The following is a 17,613-nucleotide window of genomic DNA, read 5'->3' on the forward strand; positions in this document are numbered from 1 at the left end:
GATATTACGTCGATTGTTGAATACATAGTTCACAGACTCGACAAAATCGGTAAAAAAATTGTTCTAACGCAATAAAATGATCATTGACTAGCGATATAGTGCCGTCAGTTTCACTACCAATAAGGAAAAAAGATGGCTTCGCTCAATCAACATCGAGTCTATATTCCAAGCTCAGCACGTGCAAACCAGTATGTGTTAGTTGAATTTAAACCTACTGATGAGTTTTTTGCCCAGTTCACCAATGTGAGCTGTGCTTATAAGCGTCTTGCAAGGGAGTTATTTGCACTATGTGATGAGTATGAATTACATAATGTACACCTAATCGCCAACGATAAACTGCCAGTGGTTCGTTACCATGATGAGGCATATAGCTTAGAAACCGCTAAGCAAATTTTGTTTTTCTATAACCCACAATACCATGAAGCACATAATGTATTTGCTGATGGTGAGCAAAAATGCAAAAAAATTCGTTTATTATTCTTAGCGACCGGTGAAGATATTCGCGCTCATGCGGCTAGTTTTCATCATAATGTGCAAAGAGTGATCAACTCACTACAAGAAAAACTACTAAGCGGCCAACCACCTCTTAAAATTCGTGACCACCAACATCTAACTTATGATTTATTTGCTAAAGCAAAAGGTCACAAAGAGAGCTATGGCTATAAATTACGTAGCTTATATCCACGTTACCAGTCTCGCCAATGTCATTTACCAAATGAACACAGTGAGATGACATACGCTGGGTTTTCGATTCCAGTAACTCGCGCCATTAAAACGCAATTTCAGCATATGTTGAATGAAGAGAATTACACGCAGTTTTATCAATATATCTTTGATGCATTCAAACGAGCATGTGATAAACGCGGATTAACACTCGGCGCTTTCATCGCTAACGGTACCCGCCCTATTGTTCGTAATAGCAATATTGATAACGCACAAAGTAACAGCGAACTGCAAAAACTAACCTTTGATTGCAGCTCTGAGCAGGTGCAATTACAACAGTATTGGGATGCAAATCAACTTGTAGATTCACTACATTTTGTGATTGCCGCAGCCGATAAAGACAAGCATGACATTGGTTATGGTAAGTTTATGAATCAAGTGCAAAGTGCGATAAATGAAGTTACTGACGAGCTGGCATTTAATCCAACTCGCCAAGATTTACGCGTGCGTTTTTATCAACACATTAACTATCAATATTAAGAGTATACCCAAGCTCCTCAAGATGCTGAAACTCAAACCTTTAGGTGGTTTGGGTATATAAGAGGTGACGCATGCGTCACCTCTTATTTCCTAGCTTAGTTAAATCTAGACGCAATACTTTAGAGCGGCGTTCATGGTTATAAAGCGCTTTTTTCTTCGCAGGTAGCTCATCAACGGTCACTATTTCAAAACTTTGCTCTAAAAACCAGTGAATGCTGCGTGTGGTGAGGGCAAATAAATGTGAATAACCTGCACGTTTAGCCTTATTAATAATAAACCTCAGTAGATAACTGCCACGATCGGCATCTCGGTACTGAGGGTGCACAGCCAAACTTGCAAACTCCCCTACTTGTTCATCAGCAAACGGATACAAAGCCGCACAGGCTATGATAAGTCCATCACGCTCAATAACCGTAAATTGTTCAATTTCGATTTCTAGCTGTTCACGTGAACGGCGCACTAAATAGCCTTGCTGTTCAAGGGGTCTAATAAGGTTAATGATACCGGTAATATCAGCAATACTTGCACTTCGTAATTGCTCAGAGCTTTGCGGTGCGATTTGTGTACCAATACCATCTAAAGAGAACAGCTCTTGTAATAGTGCACCATCTTCTTTGTAACTAACAAGATGGCAACGATGTACACCACCTCGACAAGCATCAATTGCAGCTTGTAAGAAAACAGTTGCGCTTACACATGAATCTGGTTGCTTGCGATAGTTTACTAGTAGCTGCTCAGCTTCATTTGGCATTAGCTCTGCAATCGCCTCACCATTTTCATCCAAAATACCGGCTTCTTTACAAAAGCCAAGCATTTTATCGGCGCGTAGTTTGAGAGCTACTTGCGTAGCAATTTCTTCAGCAGTTAAGTTAAAACTTTCACCTGTAACAGACGCCGCTATTGGCCCAAGCAGCACAATTCCGTTGTTATCTAACTGGTGGCGAATACCCGCAACATCAATACGTCTCACTCTACCTGAATGATGATAGTCAACACCTTCATCAACACCTAAAGGCTGAGCAATAACAAAATTTCCACTCACCACATTTAAAAATGAGCCAGACATAGGTGTACTACTTAAAGACGTAGATAAACGCGCGGTTATATCGAACTGCATTGCACCCGCAACTTTTTTAATTACATCAAATGTTGCGTTATCAGTTACCCGTATCTCATTATGAAACTGACTAGTTATGCCAACTTGTTCAAGCGCTGCGTTAAACTGTGGGCGAGCACCAAACACTAAAACAATCTTAATACCAAGACTAGTTAATAGCGCGACATCGTTGATGATACTGCGACAACCAGACTGATCGATCGCCTCTCCGCCAAGCATAACAACGAATGTTTTACCGCGGTGAGCATTAACGTATGGGGTTGACTGGCGAAATCCATCTACCAATTCTGTGGTACGCACGTAATATTTACCTTATTAAAGTCGAGTGTTTTAATAAAAACAGATATACAAGCCACAAGTGTAGAGAATTTATATTCACAAATAAAGCATTATTATTCTTAATTTATAATTGGAATTTTCTTGTAGGGAACAAAAAAGTGATAGATACAAAAAAGGCCCGCATAAGCGAGCCTTTTTTAAGAGATTAGAACTGATTACCAGCCTGTTTTCTCTTTAAGTGCATTACCGATATCAGCTAATGAACGTACAGTTTTTACGCCAGCAGCTTCTAATGCAGCAAATTTCTCATCAGCAGTACCTTTACCGCCTGCGATGATTGCACCAGCGTGACCCATACGCTTACCTGGAGGTGCAGTAACACCCGCAATGTAAGAAACAACTGGTTTAGTCACGTTGTGCTTGATGTATTCTGCAGCTTCTTCTTCTGCAGTACCACCGATTTCACCGATCATAACGATAGCTTCAGTTTGCTCGTCTTTTTCGAACATTTCTAAAACGTCGATGAAGTTAGTGCCAGGGATTGGGTCACCACCGATACCAACACATGTTGATTGGCCGAAACCAGCGTCAGTAGTTTGCTTAACCGCTTCGTAAGTAAGAGTACCAGAACGTGATACGATACCTACTTTACCAGGCTTGTGGATGTGACCAGGCATGATACCGATCTTAGTTTCACCCGGAGTGATAACACCTGGGCAGTTAGGACCGATCATACGAACACCAGTTTCATCAAGCTTAACTTTAACGTCAACCATGTCTAGTGTTGGGATACCTTCAGTGATACAAACGATTAGCTCGATGCCAGCATCGATAGCTTCTAAGATTGCATCTTTACAGAAAGGTGCTGGTACGTAGATAACTGATGCAGTTGCGCCAGTTGCTTCAACAGCGTCACGTACTGTGTTGAATACTGGAAGACCAAGGTGCGTTTGACCGCCTTTACCTGGGCTTACACCACCAACCATTTGTGTACCGTACTCAAGCGCTTGCTCAGAGTGGAAAGTACCTTGGCCACCTGTGAAACCTTGACAGATAACTTTTGTATCTTTATTGATTAATACAGACATTATTTGCCCTCCGCAGCAGCAACAACTTTTTCAGCTGCGTCTGTTAGTGATTCAGCAGCGATGATGTTAAGGTCAGAACTAGCTAGTACTTCACGACCAAGTTCAGCGTTAGTACCTTCTAAACGTACTACTACAGGAACGTTAACACCTACTTCTTTAACTGCGCCGATGATACCTTCTGCGATCATGTCACAACGTACGATACCACCAAAGATGTTAACTAAAACAGCTTTAACGTTGTCGTCAGATAAGATGATCTTGAATGCTTCAGATACACGCTCTTTAGTTGCACCGCCACCAACATCTAGGAAGTTAGCTGGCTTGCCACCGTGTAGGTTTACGATGTCCATAGTACCCATTGCTAGGCCTGCACCGTTAACCATACAACCAACGTTACCGTCTAGTGCAACGTAGTTAAGCTCAAAGCTTGCAGCGTGAGCTTCACGCGCATCTTCTTGTGAAGGATCGTGCATTTCACGGATTTTAGGTTGACGGTAAAGCGCGTTACCATCTACACCGATTTTACCGTCTAGACAGTGAAGGTTACCTTCGTCTGTGATTACTAGAGGGTTGATTTCTAATAGAGCGAAATCGAAATCGTTGAACATGTTAGCAAGACCCATGAAGATCTTAACGAACTGTTTCATTTGAGTAGGGTTTAAACCTAGTTTGAAGCCTAACTCACGAGCTTGGTAAGCTTGAGGACCAACTAGTGGATCGATCTCAGCTTTGTGAATTAGTTCTGGAGTTTCTTCTGCAACTTGCTCGATTTCAACACCACCTTCAGTAGATGCCATGAAAACAACTTTACGAGAAGCACGATCTACTACAGCGCCAAGATATAATTCGTTAGCGATGTCAGTGCAGCTTTCAACAAGAATTTTTGATACTGGCTGACCATTTTCGTCTGTTTGGTAAGTAACTAAGTTTTTACCTAACCAGTTCGCAGCGAACTCTTTAACTTCGTCAGTTGTTTTAACTAGCTTAACACCGCCAGCTTTACCACGGCCACCTGCGTGAACCTGTGTTTTAACAACCCACATATCACCGCCGATTTTCTCAGCAGCTGCTGCAGCTTCTTCAGGTGTATCGCAAGCGAAACCTTGAGAAACTGGTAAACCATATTCGGCAAAAAGTTGTTTTGCCTGATACTCATGCAAATTCATGATGCTTTATCCAATTTTTTATACTAAAAGAGCTGAATATTTATGCAAAATAAACAGCTATCCCAAATTGCGCACTTAGTATAAATCCCAAGGCTCCACATGAAAACCCCAGTTAGACCAAAGGCGCAAAAAAAAAGCTGTGAACGAGGTTCACAGCTTAGTTTTCATACAACCAGATTAAACATCTAGTAGTAAACGAGTCGGATCTTCAAGTAACTCTTTAATTGTTACTAAGAAACCTACTGATTCTTTACCATCGATTTGGCGGTGATCATAAGATAACGCTAAGTACATCATTGGTAAGATTTCAACTTTACCATTTACAGCCATAGGACGCTCTTGGATTTTGTGCATACCTAAAATTGAAGACTGTGGTAAGTTGATGATTGGTGTAGATAGTAATGAACCGAATACACCACCGTTAGTGATAGTGAAGTTACCACCTGTCATATCATCAATTGATAATTTACCGTCACGACCTTTAAGCGCTAGCTCACGGATACCTTTTTCGATTTCAGCAACTGATAGCTTGTCACAGTCTTTAAGTACTGGTGTAACAAGACCACGTGGTGTAGAAACCGCGATGCTGATGTCGAAGTAGTTGTGATAAACAATGTCATCACCGTCGATAGACGCATTTACTTCAGGGAAACGCTTAAGTGCTTCAGTAACTGCTTTCACGTAGAAAGACATGAAACCTAAACGGATACCGTGACGCTTTTCGAATACTTCTTGGTACTGCTTACGAAGGTCCATGATTGGCTTCATGTTAACTTCGTTGAAAGTCGTTAACATTGCAGTTGAGTTTTTCGCTTCAAGAAGACGATTAGCGATTGTTTTACGTAAACGAGTCATAGGAACACGTTTTTGCGTACGGTCACCCATAGGTGCTGCTGGCGCTGCTGCTTCCGCTTTAGGAGCTGCTGCCGGTGCTTTTAAGAATGTATCAACATCTTCTTTAGTTACACGGCCATTTTTGCCAGTACCTTTGATTTTTGATGCATCAAGGCCTTTCTCAGCGATTAAACGACGAACTGACGGCGTTAACACGTCAGAGCTGTCATTTGATTCGCTTGCTGGTGCTGCTTCAGCTTTAGGAGCTGCTGCCGGTGCTGCACCCGCTTTAACTGTACCAATTACTTGCTCACCAAGTACTGTTTCGCCTTCAGCGTGAATGTGCTCACCCATGATACCGTCTTCTTGAGCAACAACTTCAAGAACAACTTTATCAGTTTCGATGTCAACAAGGTTTTGGTCGCGAGTTACCGCTTCACCTGGTTGAACGTGCCAAGTAGCAATTGTCGCGTCTGCGACTGATTCTGGAAGTACAGGTACTTTAATGTCCACTTCTTTACCTTCTGATGCTGGTGCTGATTGCGCCGCTGGCGCGTCTTCTGATTGAGCTGGTGCTGATTGCGCCGCTGGCGCGTCTTCTGATTGAGCTGGTGCAGATTCGTCACTTGCTGGTGCAGCATCTGCATCACCAAGTAATGCAATTACTTGTTCGCCAAGTACCGTTGCACCTTCTTCTTGTGAAATTTCAGTGATTACACCGTCATTTGGTGCAACAACTTCTAAAACAACTTTATCTGTTTCGATATCTACTAAGTTTTGGTCGCGGCTTACTTTGTCGCCAACACTTACGTGCCAAGTTGCAACTGTAGCATCAGCAACCGACTCAGGAAGTACAGGAACTTTAATTTCTGTGCTCATTGCTTATCCTTTCTTTTCAATAGTAAGCGCATCTGCAATTAGCGCTTGTTGTTCTTTATTATGCACTGACATATAACCACACGCTGGTGATGCTGATGCTTTACGACCTGCGTAAGTTAATTTAGCACCGGCAGGGATTGCGTCAACAAAGTGGTGTTGAGAACAATACCATGCACCTTGGTTTTGTGGCTCTTCTTGACACCAAACAAAATCTTTAACGTGTTGGTAACGCTGCATGATTGTATCCATCTCAGCGTGTGGGAATGGATATAATTGTTCTACACGAACAATAGCAATGTTATTTAATTCTTGCTTACGACGCTCTTGTAGTAGTTCGTAGTAAACTTTACCGCTACAGAATACAACGCGTTCTACTTTATCCGCAGCAATATCATCGATTTCATCGATCATATTGTGGAACACACCTTCAGATAACTCTTCAAGTGAAGATGTTGCCAACGGGTGACGAAGTAGCGACTTAGGCGTCATAACAATCAATGGACGACGAAGTGGACGTACAGATTGACGACGAAGCATTGCATAAACTTGCGCAGGTGTTGAAGGAACACATACTTGCATGTTGTGATCAGCACACAACTGTAAGAAACGCTCTAAACGTGCCGAGCTATGCTCAGGACCTTGACCTTCATAACCGTGTGGAAGTAAACATGTAAGACCACATAAACGGCCCCACTTCTGCTCACCTGAACTTAAGAATTGGTCAAAAACAACTTGTGCACCGTTAGCGAAGTCACCAAATTGTGCTTCCCACATTACAAGTGACGTAGGTTCAGCTGTTGCGTAACCATATTCAAATGCAAGTACTGCTTCTTCAGACAGAACTGAGTCATACACTTCAAATGCACCTTGCTTTTCGCTGATATTTTGCAGCGGCAAGTATGTTGATGCATCTTTTTGGTTATGAACAACAGCATGACGGTGGAAGAATGTACCACGGCCTGAATCTTGACCTGTTAAACGGATATCTGTACCTGCATCAACAAGGGTTGCATAAGCAAGTGTTTCAGCCATACCCCAATCAAGTGGTTTTTCACCTGTCGCCATTAGCTTACGGTCGTCGTAGATTTTCTTAACGCGCGACTGTGCTTTGTGGCTTTCTGGGAAGCTTGCTACTTTTTCGCCAAGCTCTTTTAACTTTTCAACCGATACTGTTGCATCGTACTCAACATCCCAATCGTGACCAACAAACTTAGCCCAATCAGAAGAGTGTGATGTTTCTAGTTGAATTTCTTCAACAACACAGTTGCCTTTGTCTAAACCGTTACGGTAATCATCAGCAAGTGCTTTAACTTCATTTTCTGAGAATGAACCTTCAGCAACTAATTGGTCTGCGTAAATTAGACGAGGTACTGGATGCTTTTTGATTTTTTGGTACATAAGTGGTTGAGTCGCGTTCGGCTCATCCGCTTCGTTATGACCATGACGGCGATAACACACTAAATCAATCACTACATCACGTTTAAACTGGTTTCTGAAATCAAGTGCGATTTGAGTAACAAATGCAACCGCTTCAGGATCGTCAGAGTTAACGTGGAAAATTGGTGCCTGAACCATTTTCGCAATATCAGTACAGTATGGTGTAGAACGTACATCAGACTGTTTAGACGTTGTGAAACCAACTTGGTTATTTACAACGATACGGATACTACCACCACAACTAAATGCGTTAGTTTGCGATAAGTTAAATGTTTCTTGTACAACACCTTGACCTGCGATTGCAGAGTCACCGTGAATAGTAATTGGTAATGCTTTAATACCTGACTTATCACCTAGACGGTCTAAACGAGCACGTACCGAACCCATAACCACTGGGTTAACGATTTCTAAGTGAGACGGGTTAAATGCAAGTGCCATGTGCACGTTGCCACCGTTAGTTGCAAAGTCAGATGAATAACCCATGTGATATTTAACATCACCTGAGCCTAATGTGTCTTTGTGTTTACCAGCGAACTCATCGAATAATTCTGATGGGTTTTTACCTAAGACGTTCACTAGTACGTTCAAGCGACCGCGGTGAGCCATACCAATAACAGCTTCTTTTTGTCCGCTTTCACCTGCACGATGAATTAGTTCTTTAAGCATTGGTACTAATGCGTCACCACCTTCAAGTGAGAAACGTTTTGCACCAGGGAACTTAGCCCCTAAATATTTTTCAAGGCCATCTGCAGCTGTTAATCCTTTAAGGATACGTAGCTTTTCTTCTTTAGAGAACGTTGGACGTGATTGCACTGATTCTAAACGTTGTTGTAACCAACGTTTTTCTTCAGTTGAAGTGATGTGCATATACTCAGCACCTACCGACCCACAATAAGTCGTTTTGAGTGCTTGATATAGCTCACCTAATGGCATGGTTTCGCGACCGACAGCAAACGAACCCACATTGAATTCACGGTCAAAATCAGCTTCAGATAAATCGTGGTACTCTAATTCTAGATCACGAACACGTTCGCGTTGCCAAATACCTAATGGATCTAGGTTGGCATTTTGGTGACCACGGAAACGGAAAGCATTAATAAGTTGTAGCACCTTGACCTGTTTAGGATCGCCAGAGCCACCCTCTGCTACCACTACTTCTCTATGCTTGTTTTTAGCAAGCTGTGCAAATTGTGAACGAACTTCTGAATGTTTAACGTCAACATCCACACCATCAACTTTTGGTAATTGTTCGAACACTTCTCGCCATTCTTCTGGCACAGAAGTCGCATCATCTAAGTACGCTTCATAAAGCTCTTCTACGTAAGCAACGTTACCGCCGTTTAAGTGAGAAGATTCTAGCCATGCCTTCATCACACCTTCGTGCATTTATAAGCCCTTTTCTTTAGCGCAGAAATTAATTGTTGTAAAAACAAGGTGGTTAATCACTTAACCACCTTACATATTCAAGCTTTAAACAGCGCGGTTTAAAAGCATTGATTTGATTTGTCCAATTGCTTTGGTCGGGTTAAGACCTTTTGGACACACGCTAACACAGTTCATGATACTGTGACAACGGAACACGCTGAACGCATCGTCAAGGTCAGCAAGACGCTCTTCAGTAGCTGTATCGCGGCTATCAGCCAAGAAACGATACGCATGAAGAAGACCCGCAGGACCGATGAACTTGTCTGGATTCCACCAGAACGAAGGACACGATGTTGAACAACATGCACATAAGATACACTCATATAAGCCATCTAACTTATCACGTTCTTCGATTGACTGAAGACGCTCACCCGCCGCAGGCGTGTCGTTGATTAGGTAAGGCTTAACTTTTTCGTATTGAGTGTAGAACTGACTCATGTCAATAACAAGGTCACGTACCACAGGTAAACCTGGTAAAGGACGAATTACGATTTTACCTTTGCCACCTTTAAGTAGCGTTGATAAAGGAGTAATACACGCTAAACCGTTTTTACCATTCATGTTGATACCGTCTGAACCACACACACCTTCACGGCATGAACGACGGAATGATAATGTTGGATCTTGCTCTTTTAATTGCATAAGCGCATCCAATACCATCATATCTTGGCCTTCTTGCGTTTCTAGCGAGAAGTCCTGCATACGTGGTGCATTATCAACATCTGGATTGTAACGATAAACCGAAAATTGTACTTGTGCCATCGTCTCGCTCCTAGTATGTACGTGCTTTAGGTGGGAAAGCTTCACGCAGTTTCGGCGCGTAGTTTACTTCACGTTTTGTCATTTCATCTGTAACTGGGTTATAGATAGAGTGACATAGCCAGTTATCGTCATCACGATCTGGGAAGTCAAAACGAGAGTGTGCACCACGGCTTTCTGTACGGAAGTTTGCAGCTACTGCTGTTGAGTATGCTGTTTCCATCAAGTTATCAAGCTCTAGACATTCGATACGTGCAGTGTTGAACTCAGTCGACTTGTCGTCAAGACGAGCGTACTGAAGACGTTCACGAATTTCTTTAAGCTCTTTAAGACCTGTTGCCATTGCATCACCTTCACGGAATACCGAGAAGTTAAGTTGCATACACATTTGTAGGTCTTTCTTGATTTGTACTGGGTCTTCACCTTGGCCAGCTTTAGAGTTTTCCCAACGGTTAAAGCGTGCAAGTGATGCTTCAAGGTCTGAATCAGACGCATCTTTACCTGCTTCAACACCGTTAAGGTACTTACCTAAGAAATTACCAGCTGCGCGGCCGAATACAACTAAGTCAAGTAGTGAGTTACCACCTAGGCGGTTAGCACCGTGTACAGATACACATGCAATCTCACCAACAGCGAATAAACCTTCAACTACTTTCTCTTGGCCGTTTGCATCAATTTGTAATGCTTGACCATTTACGTTAGTTGGAACACCACCCATCATGTAGTGACATGTTGGGATAACTGGAATTGGTTCTTTAGCTGGATCAACGTGTGCGAATGTTTTCGCAAGGTCACATACGCCTGGAAGACGTAAGTTAAGTGTTTCTTCACCTAAGTGGTCAAGCTTAAGCTTGATGTGTGGGCCGTAAGGACCATCACAACCACGACCTTCACGGATCTCAGTCATCATTGAACGAGCAACAACGTCACGAGACGCTAAGTCTTTTGCATTTGGTGCGTAACGTTCCATGAAGCGTTCGCCGTCTTTATTTAGAAGGTAACCACCTTCACCACGACAACCTTCAGTTACAAGTACACCGGCACCGGCGATACCTGTTGGGTGGAACTGCCACATTTCCATATCTTGCATTGCAACACCAGCACGTGTAGCCATACCAACACCGTCACCAGTATTGATGTGTGCATTCGTTGTCGATGCGTAGATACGGCCTGCACCACCTGTTGCTAAAACAACAGCTTTTGATTTGAAGTAAACAACTTCGCCAGACTCGATGTCGATTGCTGTACAACCAACAACGTGACCGTCGCTGTTTTTAACTAAATCTAGTGCGTACCACTCAGAGAATACGTTAGTTTTGTTTTTAACGTTCTGTTGGTATAAACAGTGTAATAGCGCGTGACCAGTACGGTCAGCTGCTGCTGCAGTACGTGCAGCCTGTTCACCACCAAAATTTTTCGACTGACCGCCGAAAGGACGTTGGTAAACACGGCCATTTTCAAAACGAGAAAATGGTAAACCCATGTTTTCTAATTCAGTAATAGCTTCTGGGCCTGTTTTACACATATATTCGATAGCGTCTTGGTCACCGATGAAATCGGAACCTTTAACAGTATCGTACATGTGCCATTCCCAGTTATCTTCATGTGAGTTACCCAGAGCAACCGTAATACCACCCTGTGCAGACACAGTGTGAGAACGTGTAGGGAAAACTTTTGAGATAAGTGCACAGGTTTTGCCTGATTCAGTGATAGCTAGTGCTGCGCGCATACCCGCACCACCTGCACCAATCACTACAGCGTCAAATTCACGAACAGAATAATTCACTTAAACACCCCATAAAACGATTAGACCAATTGCTACGTAAGCAACAGCCATAAGGTTTAATACAAAGCCTAAAACAGCACGTAATTTAGCGCATTTAACATAGTCAGTAAGAACTTGCCAAAGGCCGATACGGGTGTGAACCATAATGCAAACTAGGGTAATTAAGGTGAACCCTTTCATTGCTAGGTTAGAGAATAGGCCTTGCCAGGCTTCGAAAGTGACTTCTGGCGTACATAAAAAATAGCCGATAATAAAAATCGCGTAAGCGCTGATTATTAATGCTGTTGCACGTAGTGATACGAAATCTTGTACACCATCACGTTTAAGAGTTGCTTGATTTAAAACCATATCCACACTCCTGCTAGAATTGCAGCTACAACACCTAAAGCTAATGCAACTTTAGCGCTGAAGTTACCTGATTCAAGTTCTTCCCAGTGACCCATGTCCATAATGATATGACGGATACCACCGATTAAGTGATACGCCAATACAGAAATGGTGCCCCATGCTATGAATTTGGCAATGAATCCGCTGAACAGACCCTTGACGAATTCAAAACCTTCTGCAGAAGAAAGAGACTCAGACCAAGCCCAAATGACAAACGTTAAAGCAAAAAATAATGCAACACCGGTGACGCGGTGAAAAATTGATGCTTTAGCCGTTGCCGGCATAGATATAGTTGTTAGATCTAGATTTACAGGTCTTTGCTTTTTCACAGTTACTTGCCCATCTTGCCCACTAAGGAGCTCATCTACTTGTTTTTCTAAAACCCATCAAAATGAATTTCGATGGAACTATCTAAGTAAACCGTGTTGATACACAAAAAGTTCACACTTATGCAAAACTCAAATGTAAAAATAAAGTTTACCTACAGACAATACGGTATAAAACCTTGGATAGTATATATAGCCAAAGGTCTTTTTACAATTCTTGTTTAGTAAGAGACGTTTGCGAATTAGCCAATAGTATAATATTTAATCCTGGCAGAATATTTATTATCCATTTGTGCATAATGTTTATAAAAATTGACTTTATACCCCTCTTTCACGTTAAAATGAAAAGAATGTGCTTAAACAGATTCAGAACATAACAATCAGAGTTGTTATCTTAATAGGAGATAAATAGATGGCGGATAAGAAAGCCACGGTCCATATTGATGGTCTTGATCCAATCGAACTTCCAATTTACCAAGGCACTGCTGGCCAAGACGTAATCGACGTACGTACGTTAGGTTCACACGGTCACTTCACTTACGACCCAGGTTTCATGTCGACCGGTTCTTGTGAATCTTCAATCACTTACATCGATGGCGGCAAAGGTGTTTTATTACACCGTGGTTACCCAATCGAGCAATTAGCTGATGAATCAAACTACATCGAGCTTTGCTACTTACTATTAAACGGCGAATTACCGACTAAAGAACAATACGAAGCGTTTGCTCAAGAAATCACGCACAACACAATGCTTGATACTAAAATCGCAAACTTCTTCCAAGGTTTCCGCTTTGACGCTCACCCAATGGCAATGCTGTGTGGTGTTGTAGGTGCTCTTTCTTCTTTCTATCACGAAGATTTAGACATCACTGACGCAACACAACGTAAAACAAGCGCAATCAAGCTAGTTGCTAAATTACCAACTATCGCTGCGATGGCTTACAAATACAATGTAGGTCAACCGTTTGTTTACCCACGTAACGACTTAAGCTTCGCTGAAAACTTCTTACACATGATGTTCTCAGTACCAGCTGAAGAATACAAAGTAAGCCCTGTTCTTGCTAAAGCAATGGACAAAATCTTCATGCTTCACGCTGACCACGAGCAAAACGCATCAACGTCAACTGTTCGTCTAGCTGGTTCTTCAGGTGCTAACCCTTACGCGTGTATCGCGGCTGGTATCGCATCTCTATGGGGCCCTGCGCACGGTGGTGCTAACGAAGCATGTCTTAACATGTTAGAAGAAATCGGCTCTGTTGACCGTATCGACGAGTACGTTGCTAAAGCAAAAGATAAGTCTGATCCTTTCCGTCTTATGGGCTTTGGTCACCGTGTATACAAAAACTTCGACCCACGTGCGACAGTAATGCGTCAAACATGTCACGAAGTACTTGCTGAGCTAAACATTCAAGATCCACTTCTTGATATCGCTATGAAGCTTGAGCAAATTGCACTTGAAGACCCATACTTCGTTGAGAAGAAACTTTACCCTAACGTAGATTTCTACTCAGGTATCATCTTAAAAGCAATCGGTATTCCAACAAGCATGTTCACTGTAATCTTTGCAATGTCACGTACTGTTGGTTGGATCTCTCACTGGGATGAGATGCTTTCTCAACCTGGTCACAAGATCAGCCGTCCTCGTCAGTTATACACTGGTGAAACTTCACGCGATTACGTACCAACAGACAAGCGTTAATACGAATTTGCGTTTAAAAAAGGCCGCTATGCGGCCTTTTTTGTTGCCCTGCACTTGTCTATTTGTGCAAAGTAATTAAAATCGTCGCATTCTTGTAGCTTAAGGCCTTTCATGTTCGATATCACAAAAATACGTGCTGACTTTCCCATACTGAATGAAACAGTCAATGAGCAGCCTTTGGTGTATTTAGACTCAGCAGCGACCTCGCAAAAGCCACAGGCAGTTATTAATGCTCTTAGCCGTTTTTATAGCCACGAGAACGCCAATGTGCACCGCGGCCGCCATACACTCAGTGAAAACGCGACACGCCAATATGAGCATACACGAACGCTACTTGCAGATTATTTTTCTGTAAAAAATAATGAGATAGTGTGGACCAAAGGGGCAACCGAATCGATTAATTTAATCGCAAATGGTCTGGCTTCGAGGCTTAATCCTGGCGATAAAATTGCCCTATCTGCTATTGAACACCACGCTAACATCGTCCCTTGGCAACAGCTAGCTCAGCGTACCGGTGCAGAAGTCATTATTTTGCCGATAGAAAATGATTTAACTATTAATAGCGTGCACTGTAGTGAATTTATCAAGCAACAAAAGCCTAAAATAGTCGCTATTACCCATGCATCAAATACCCTTGGGAATATCACTGATTTAGCGCCAATCATTAGCGCATGTAAAGCCATTAATGCTATTTCTGTTATTGATGGTGCGCAGGCAGCGATGCATTTACGCCCTAATTTACAAGAAATTTCCTGTGATTTTTACGTGTTTTCTGCCCATAAAATGCTCGGGCCGACAGGTTTAGGAGGCCTATATGGCCGATTTGAGCTGTTAAATTCGCTCGATGTATATCAAACCGGTGGCGAAATGATCGAAACAGTGAACCTAACACACAGCACTTTTCGTGATGCGCCGGGTAAATTTGAAGCAGGAACACCCAATATTGCAGGTGTCATTGCCTTTAGTGAGGCAATAAATTATTTAATATCGTTAGATTTTCAGCAAATGCGTCAACATGAGCATACAGTTTTTGACTATGCGATAAAACAATTATCAGCTATTGATGGTATTAATATCTATTCAAACCAAACAGATAACATCGGTAACATTAGTTTTAATTATCGCGATGAACATCCGTTTGATTTAGCCACCCTACTTGATGGATTTGGCGTTGCCGTGCGTAGTGGCCATCATTGTACGCAACCTATAATGAGCCATTTAGGTATACCAGGAACTGTACGAGCAAGTTTTGCGTTATATAACACTAAAGCTGATGTCGATGCCTTTATCAGTGCTGTTAAAAGTAGTATTGAGTTATTAGATTAATTTTGGATAAGTAATGAATTCAGCGTTTGAAGCCGTTAGTAAAAACATTGAAACAGCTGCAGGCTGGCAGCAAAAATATCGCCAAATAATGCTCTTAGGTAAGCAATTACCTGTTATGCCTGAAGTACTCAAAGTAGATGATGCCCTTGTTAAAGGCTGTGAAAGTAAAGTATGGCTGTATATCGACTTTGATCATACAGAAAACAGCCTGGTATTAGCGGGCGATTCAGATACTCGCATCGTTAAAGGACTATTAGCTTTAATTTTAGCCTTATACAATGGTCTAACACCGGAGCAAGCAGCGCAAATTAATGCCTATGATGAATTTGAACGACTCGGTCTAATTAGACATTTGAGCCCTTCTCGTGGTAATGGTATTAAAGCCATGGTTGATAAAATTCAAACCATGGCTGAACAAAAACAATAAGTTTTACAAACTACGCTGTTTTTTATCGAGGTATTTTCTAATCGCTTTGGCTGCAACAAAAAAGCCAAAGCTGCCTGTCACCATGGTTGCAGAGCCAAAACCATTATTACAGTCCATATTCATTGAACCATCTGCACCTTGTTTTGCTTGGCAAACCTCACCTTCAGAGGTTGGATATACAAGCTGCTCTGTAGAATAAACACAATCGACGTTAAATTTTCGCTTTGGATTGCTACTAAAGTTGTACTGCTTTCGCAAAATATAACGTACTTTTGCAAGCAATGGATCATGGGTTGTCTTTGCAACGTCACCAAAACAGATTTGACTAGGGTCGGTTTGCCCGCCTGCGCCTCCGGTGGTAATAACCGGTAGTTTTATGCGTTTACAGTGAGCAATAAGCGCAGCTTTTTCTTTTACAGCATCAATACAATCAATCACATAGTCAAAACCTTGAATATGCTCACGAATGTTATCTAGCGTAATGAAATCGTCAATAACATTAATTTTGATATCTGGATTTATAAGCTCACAACGTGTTTTCATCGCTTCTACTTTTGCTTCGCCTACGGTGCCAGTTAAAGCATGAATTTGACGATTAACATTGGTTGCACAAATATCATCTAAATCAATGAGGGTTAGTTGTCCTACACCCGTTCGGGCCAATGCTTCAGCAGCCCAACTCCCTACGCCACCAATACCAATGACACAAAAATGTGCTTGTTGTAACCAATCAAATTGTTGATGGCCATATAAACGTTTAATGCCACCAAAACGGATGTCTTGTGTTGTTTCTTTCATTTACCAATCCAACGTCCAAGGAGCTGTCCACTCTTTGAATTCGTCTGAGTTAAAAACTTTATTAAGATGAGTACCCAAAGTGTAATCACATCGATACTCTTTAAGCTGCTCTTTATAGCTAAATTGTAGTGCATAGGCATGCAAGTTTGTGCGCTCGTCTTTACTACCAGCATAGGTACTATCACCTAGAATTGGAGCGCCTAAGCTTTTCATCGCGACTCTAAGCTGATGTGTCTTACCAGAGAATGGCTTTAACAAGTATGCACGAAGCCCTGGTCGAATACTTTTTGAGTAAAAGCGTGTGATAGCAGGATTCGTTTGGCTCTTTAACAGCTTAAATGCACCACGACGACTTTTCTGCATATCCCCTTTTATCCAACCTTGCTTTTTCTTAGGCTTAGCATCACTTACGGCTAGATAAAACTTATTTATTTTATGATCAGAAAATAGCGAAGTGAATTCGGCTGCTGCTTCTTTGTTACGGGCTAATATAATTAAACCTGATGTTACTTTATCTAGCCTATGAACCGGATAGAGCTTCTCATTAACAAGCTCTTCAGCAAGTACGACAAAACCAGCACATTGTTCACTATGAAAGCTCACACCTGCTGGTTTATAAAAAACAAAGAAGTCATCTTCACTGGCATGAAGATGAACATTGTTTACATCATGCATTT

The 17,613-nt window shown here is 42.0% G+C and carries 15 protein-coding genes; 4 read left to right on the top strand and 11 right to left on the bottom strand.

Annotated features, from left to right (window positions below; all coding sequences use genetic code 11):
• Positions 1 to 132 precede the first annotated feature (132 nt).
• Positions 133 to 1,203 (top strand): DUF3083 family protein, encoded by a 1,071-nt coding sequence (locus tag PASHI_RS02380; RefSeq protein ID WP_062564460.1) that lies wholly within the window; start codon positions 133 to 135, stop codon positions 1,201 to 1,203.
• Positions 1,204 to 1,279: 76 nt separating this feature from the next.
• On the opposite strand, the gene argA is transcribed toward PASHI_RS02380, so the two are convergent.
• The 9 genes from argA to sdhC all read right to left on the bottom strand — a co-directional run bounded on the left by argA (position 1,280) and on the right by sdhC (position 12,689).
• Complete coding sequence (gene argA, locus PASHI_RS02385; RefSeq protein ID WP_054561564.1) at positions 1,280 to 2,620, bottom strand: amino-acid N-acetyltransferase; 1,341 nt, start codon at positions 2,618 to 2,620, stop codon at positions 1,280 to 1,282.
• 194 nt (positions 2,621 to 2,814) lie between these two features.
• On the bottom strand, positions 2,815 to 3,687 hold the full coding sequence (gene sucD, locus PASHI_RS02390) for a succinate--CoA ligase subunit alpha (RefSeq protein WP_054561565.1): 873 nt from the start codon (positions 3,685 to 3,687) through the stop codon (positions 2,815 to 2,817).
• The gene (sucC, locus tag PASHI_RS02395; RefSeq protein ID WP_054561566.1) at positions 3,687 to 4,853 is read right to left on the bottom strand and encodes an ADP-forming succinate--CoA ligase subunit beta; all 1,167 of its coding nucleotides are present in this window, start codon (positions 4,851 to 4,853) and stop codon (positions 3,687 to 3,689) included. The genes sucD and sucC overlap by 1 nt, the downstream gene beginning before the upstream one ends.
• A 177-nt stretch (positions 4,854 to 5,030) precedes the next feature.
• Positions 5,031 to 6,566 (bottom strand): 2-oxoglutarate dehydrogenase complex dihydrolipoyllysine-residue succinyltransferase, encoded by a 1,536-nt coding sequence (odhB, locus tag PASHI_RS02400; protein ID WP_062564461.1) that lies wholly within the window; start codon positions 6,564 to 6,566, stop codon positions 5,031 to 5,033.
• 3 nt (positions 6,567 to 6,569) lie between these two features.
• Positions 6,570 to 9,389, bottom strand: a complete 2,820-nt coding sequence (locus PASHI_RS02405; protein WP_062564462.1) for a 2-oxoglutarate dehydrogenase E1 component — start codon at positions 9,387 to 9,389, stop codon at positions 6,570 to 6,572.
• A gap of 84 nt (positions 9,390 to 9,473) precedes the next feature.
• Positions 9,474 to 10,190 carry a succinate dehydrogenase iron-sulfur subunit gene (locus PASHI_RS02410; protein WP_054551369.1) on the bottom strand — a complete coding sequence of 239 codons (717 nt, stop codon included), beginning with the start codon at positions 10,188 to 10,190 and terminating at the stop codon, positions 9,474 to 9,476.
• 10 nt (positions 10,191 to 10,200) lie between these two features.
• A complete protein-coding gene (gene sdhA / locus PASHI_RS02415) occupies positions 10,201 to 11,973 on the bottom strand; it encodes a succinate dehydrogenase flavoprotein subunit (protein WP_054561569.1) in 1,773 nt (590 codons plus the stop codon).
• Positions 11,974 to 12,321, bottom strand: a complete 348-nt coding sequence (gene sdhD, locus PASHI_RS02420) for a succinate dehydrogenase, hydrophobic membrane anchor protein (RefSeq protein ID WP_054551371.1) — start codon at positions 12,319 to 12,321, stop codon at positions 11,974 to 11,976. It lies immediately after the preceding gene.
• Positions 12,312 to 12,689 carry a succinate dehydrogenase, cytochrome b556 subunit gene (gene sdhC / locus PASHI_RS02425; protein WP_082401567.1) on the bottom strand — a complete coding sequence of 126 codons (378 nt, stop codon included), beginning with the start codon at positions 12,687 to 12,689 and terminating at the stop codon, positions 12,312 to 12,314. The genes sdhD and sdhC overlap by 10 nt, the downstream gene beginning before the upstream one ends.
• Positions 12,690 to 13,098: 409 nt before the next feature.
• Here sdhC and PASHI_RS02430 point away from each other — a divergent pair, with 409 nt between their 5' ends.
• The 3 genes from PASHI_RS02430 to PASHI_RS02440 all read left to right on the top strand — a co-directional run bounded on the left by PASHI_RS02430 (position 13,099) and on the right by PASHI_RS02440 (position 16,138).
• A complete protein-coding gene (locus tag PASHI_RS02430) occupies positions 13,099 to 14,385 on the top strand; it encodes a citrate synthase (protein WP_054551373.1) in 1,287 nt (428 codons plus the stop codon).
• Positions 14,386 to 14,496: 111 nt separating this feature from the next.
• The gene (locus PASHI_RS02435; RefSeq protein WP_062564463.1) at positions 14,497 to 15,711 is read left to right on the top strand and encodes an aminotransferase class V-fold PLP-dependent enzyme; all 1,215 of its coding nucleotides are present in this window, start codon (positions 14,497 to 14,499) and stop codon (positions 15,709 to 15,711) included.
• A gap of 13 nt (positions 15,712 to 15,724) precedes the next feature.
• Positions 15,725 to 16,138, top strand: a complete 414-nt coding sequence (locus PASHI_RS02440; RefSeq protein ID WP_062564464.1) for a SufE family protein — start codon at positions 15,725 to 15,727, stop codon at positions 16,136 to 16,138.
• A 3-nt stretch (positions 16,139 to 16,141) separates the two neighbouring features.
• On the opposite strand, the gene tcdA is transcribed toward PASHI_RS02440, so the two are convergent.
• Together tcdA and PASHI_RS02450 are read right to left on the bottom strand one after the other, a co-directional pair.
• A complete protein-coding gene (tcdA, locus tag PASHI_RS02445) occupies positions 16,142 to 16,936 on the bottom strand; it encodes a tRNA cyclic N6-threonylcarbamoyladenosine(37) synthase TcdA (RefSeq protein WP_062564465.1) in 795 nt (264 codons plus the stop codon).
• The gene (locus PASHI_RS02450) at positions 16,937 to 17,611 is read right to left on the bottom strand and encodes a TIGR01621 family pseudouridine synthase (RefSeq protein ID WP_062564466.1); all 675 of its coding nucleotides are present in this window, start codon (positions 17,609 to 17,611) and stop codon (positions 16,937 to 16,939) included.
• Positions 17,612 to 17,613: the final 2 nt, after the last annotated feature.

The organism is Pseudoalteromonas shioyasakiensis (genome assembly GCF_001550135.1).
GTDB classification, from domain to species: Bacteria; Pseudomonadota; Gammaproteobacteria; order Enterobacterales; family Alteromonadaceae; genus Pseudoalteromonas; species Pseudoalteromonas shioyasakiensis.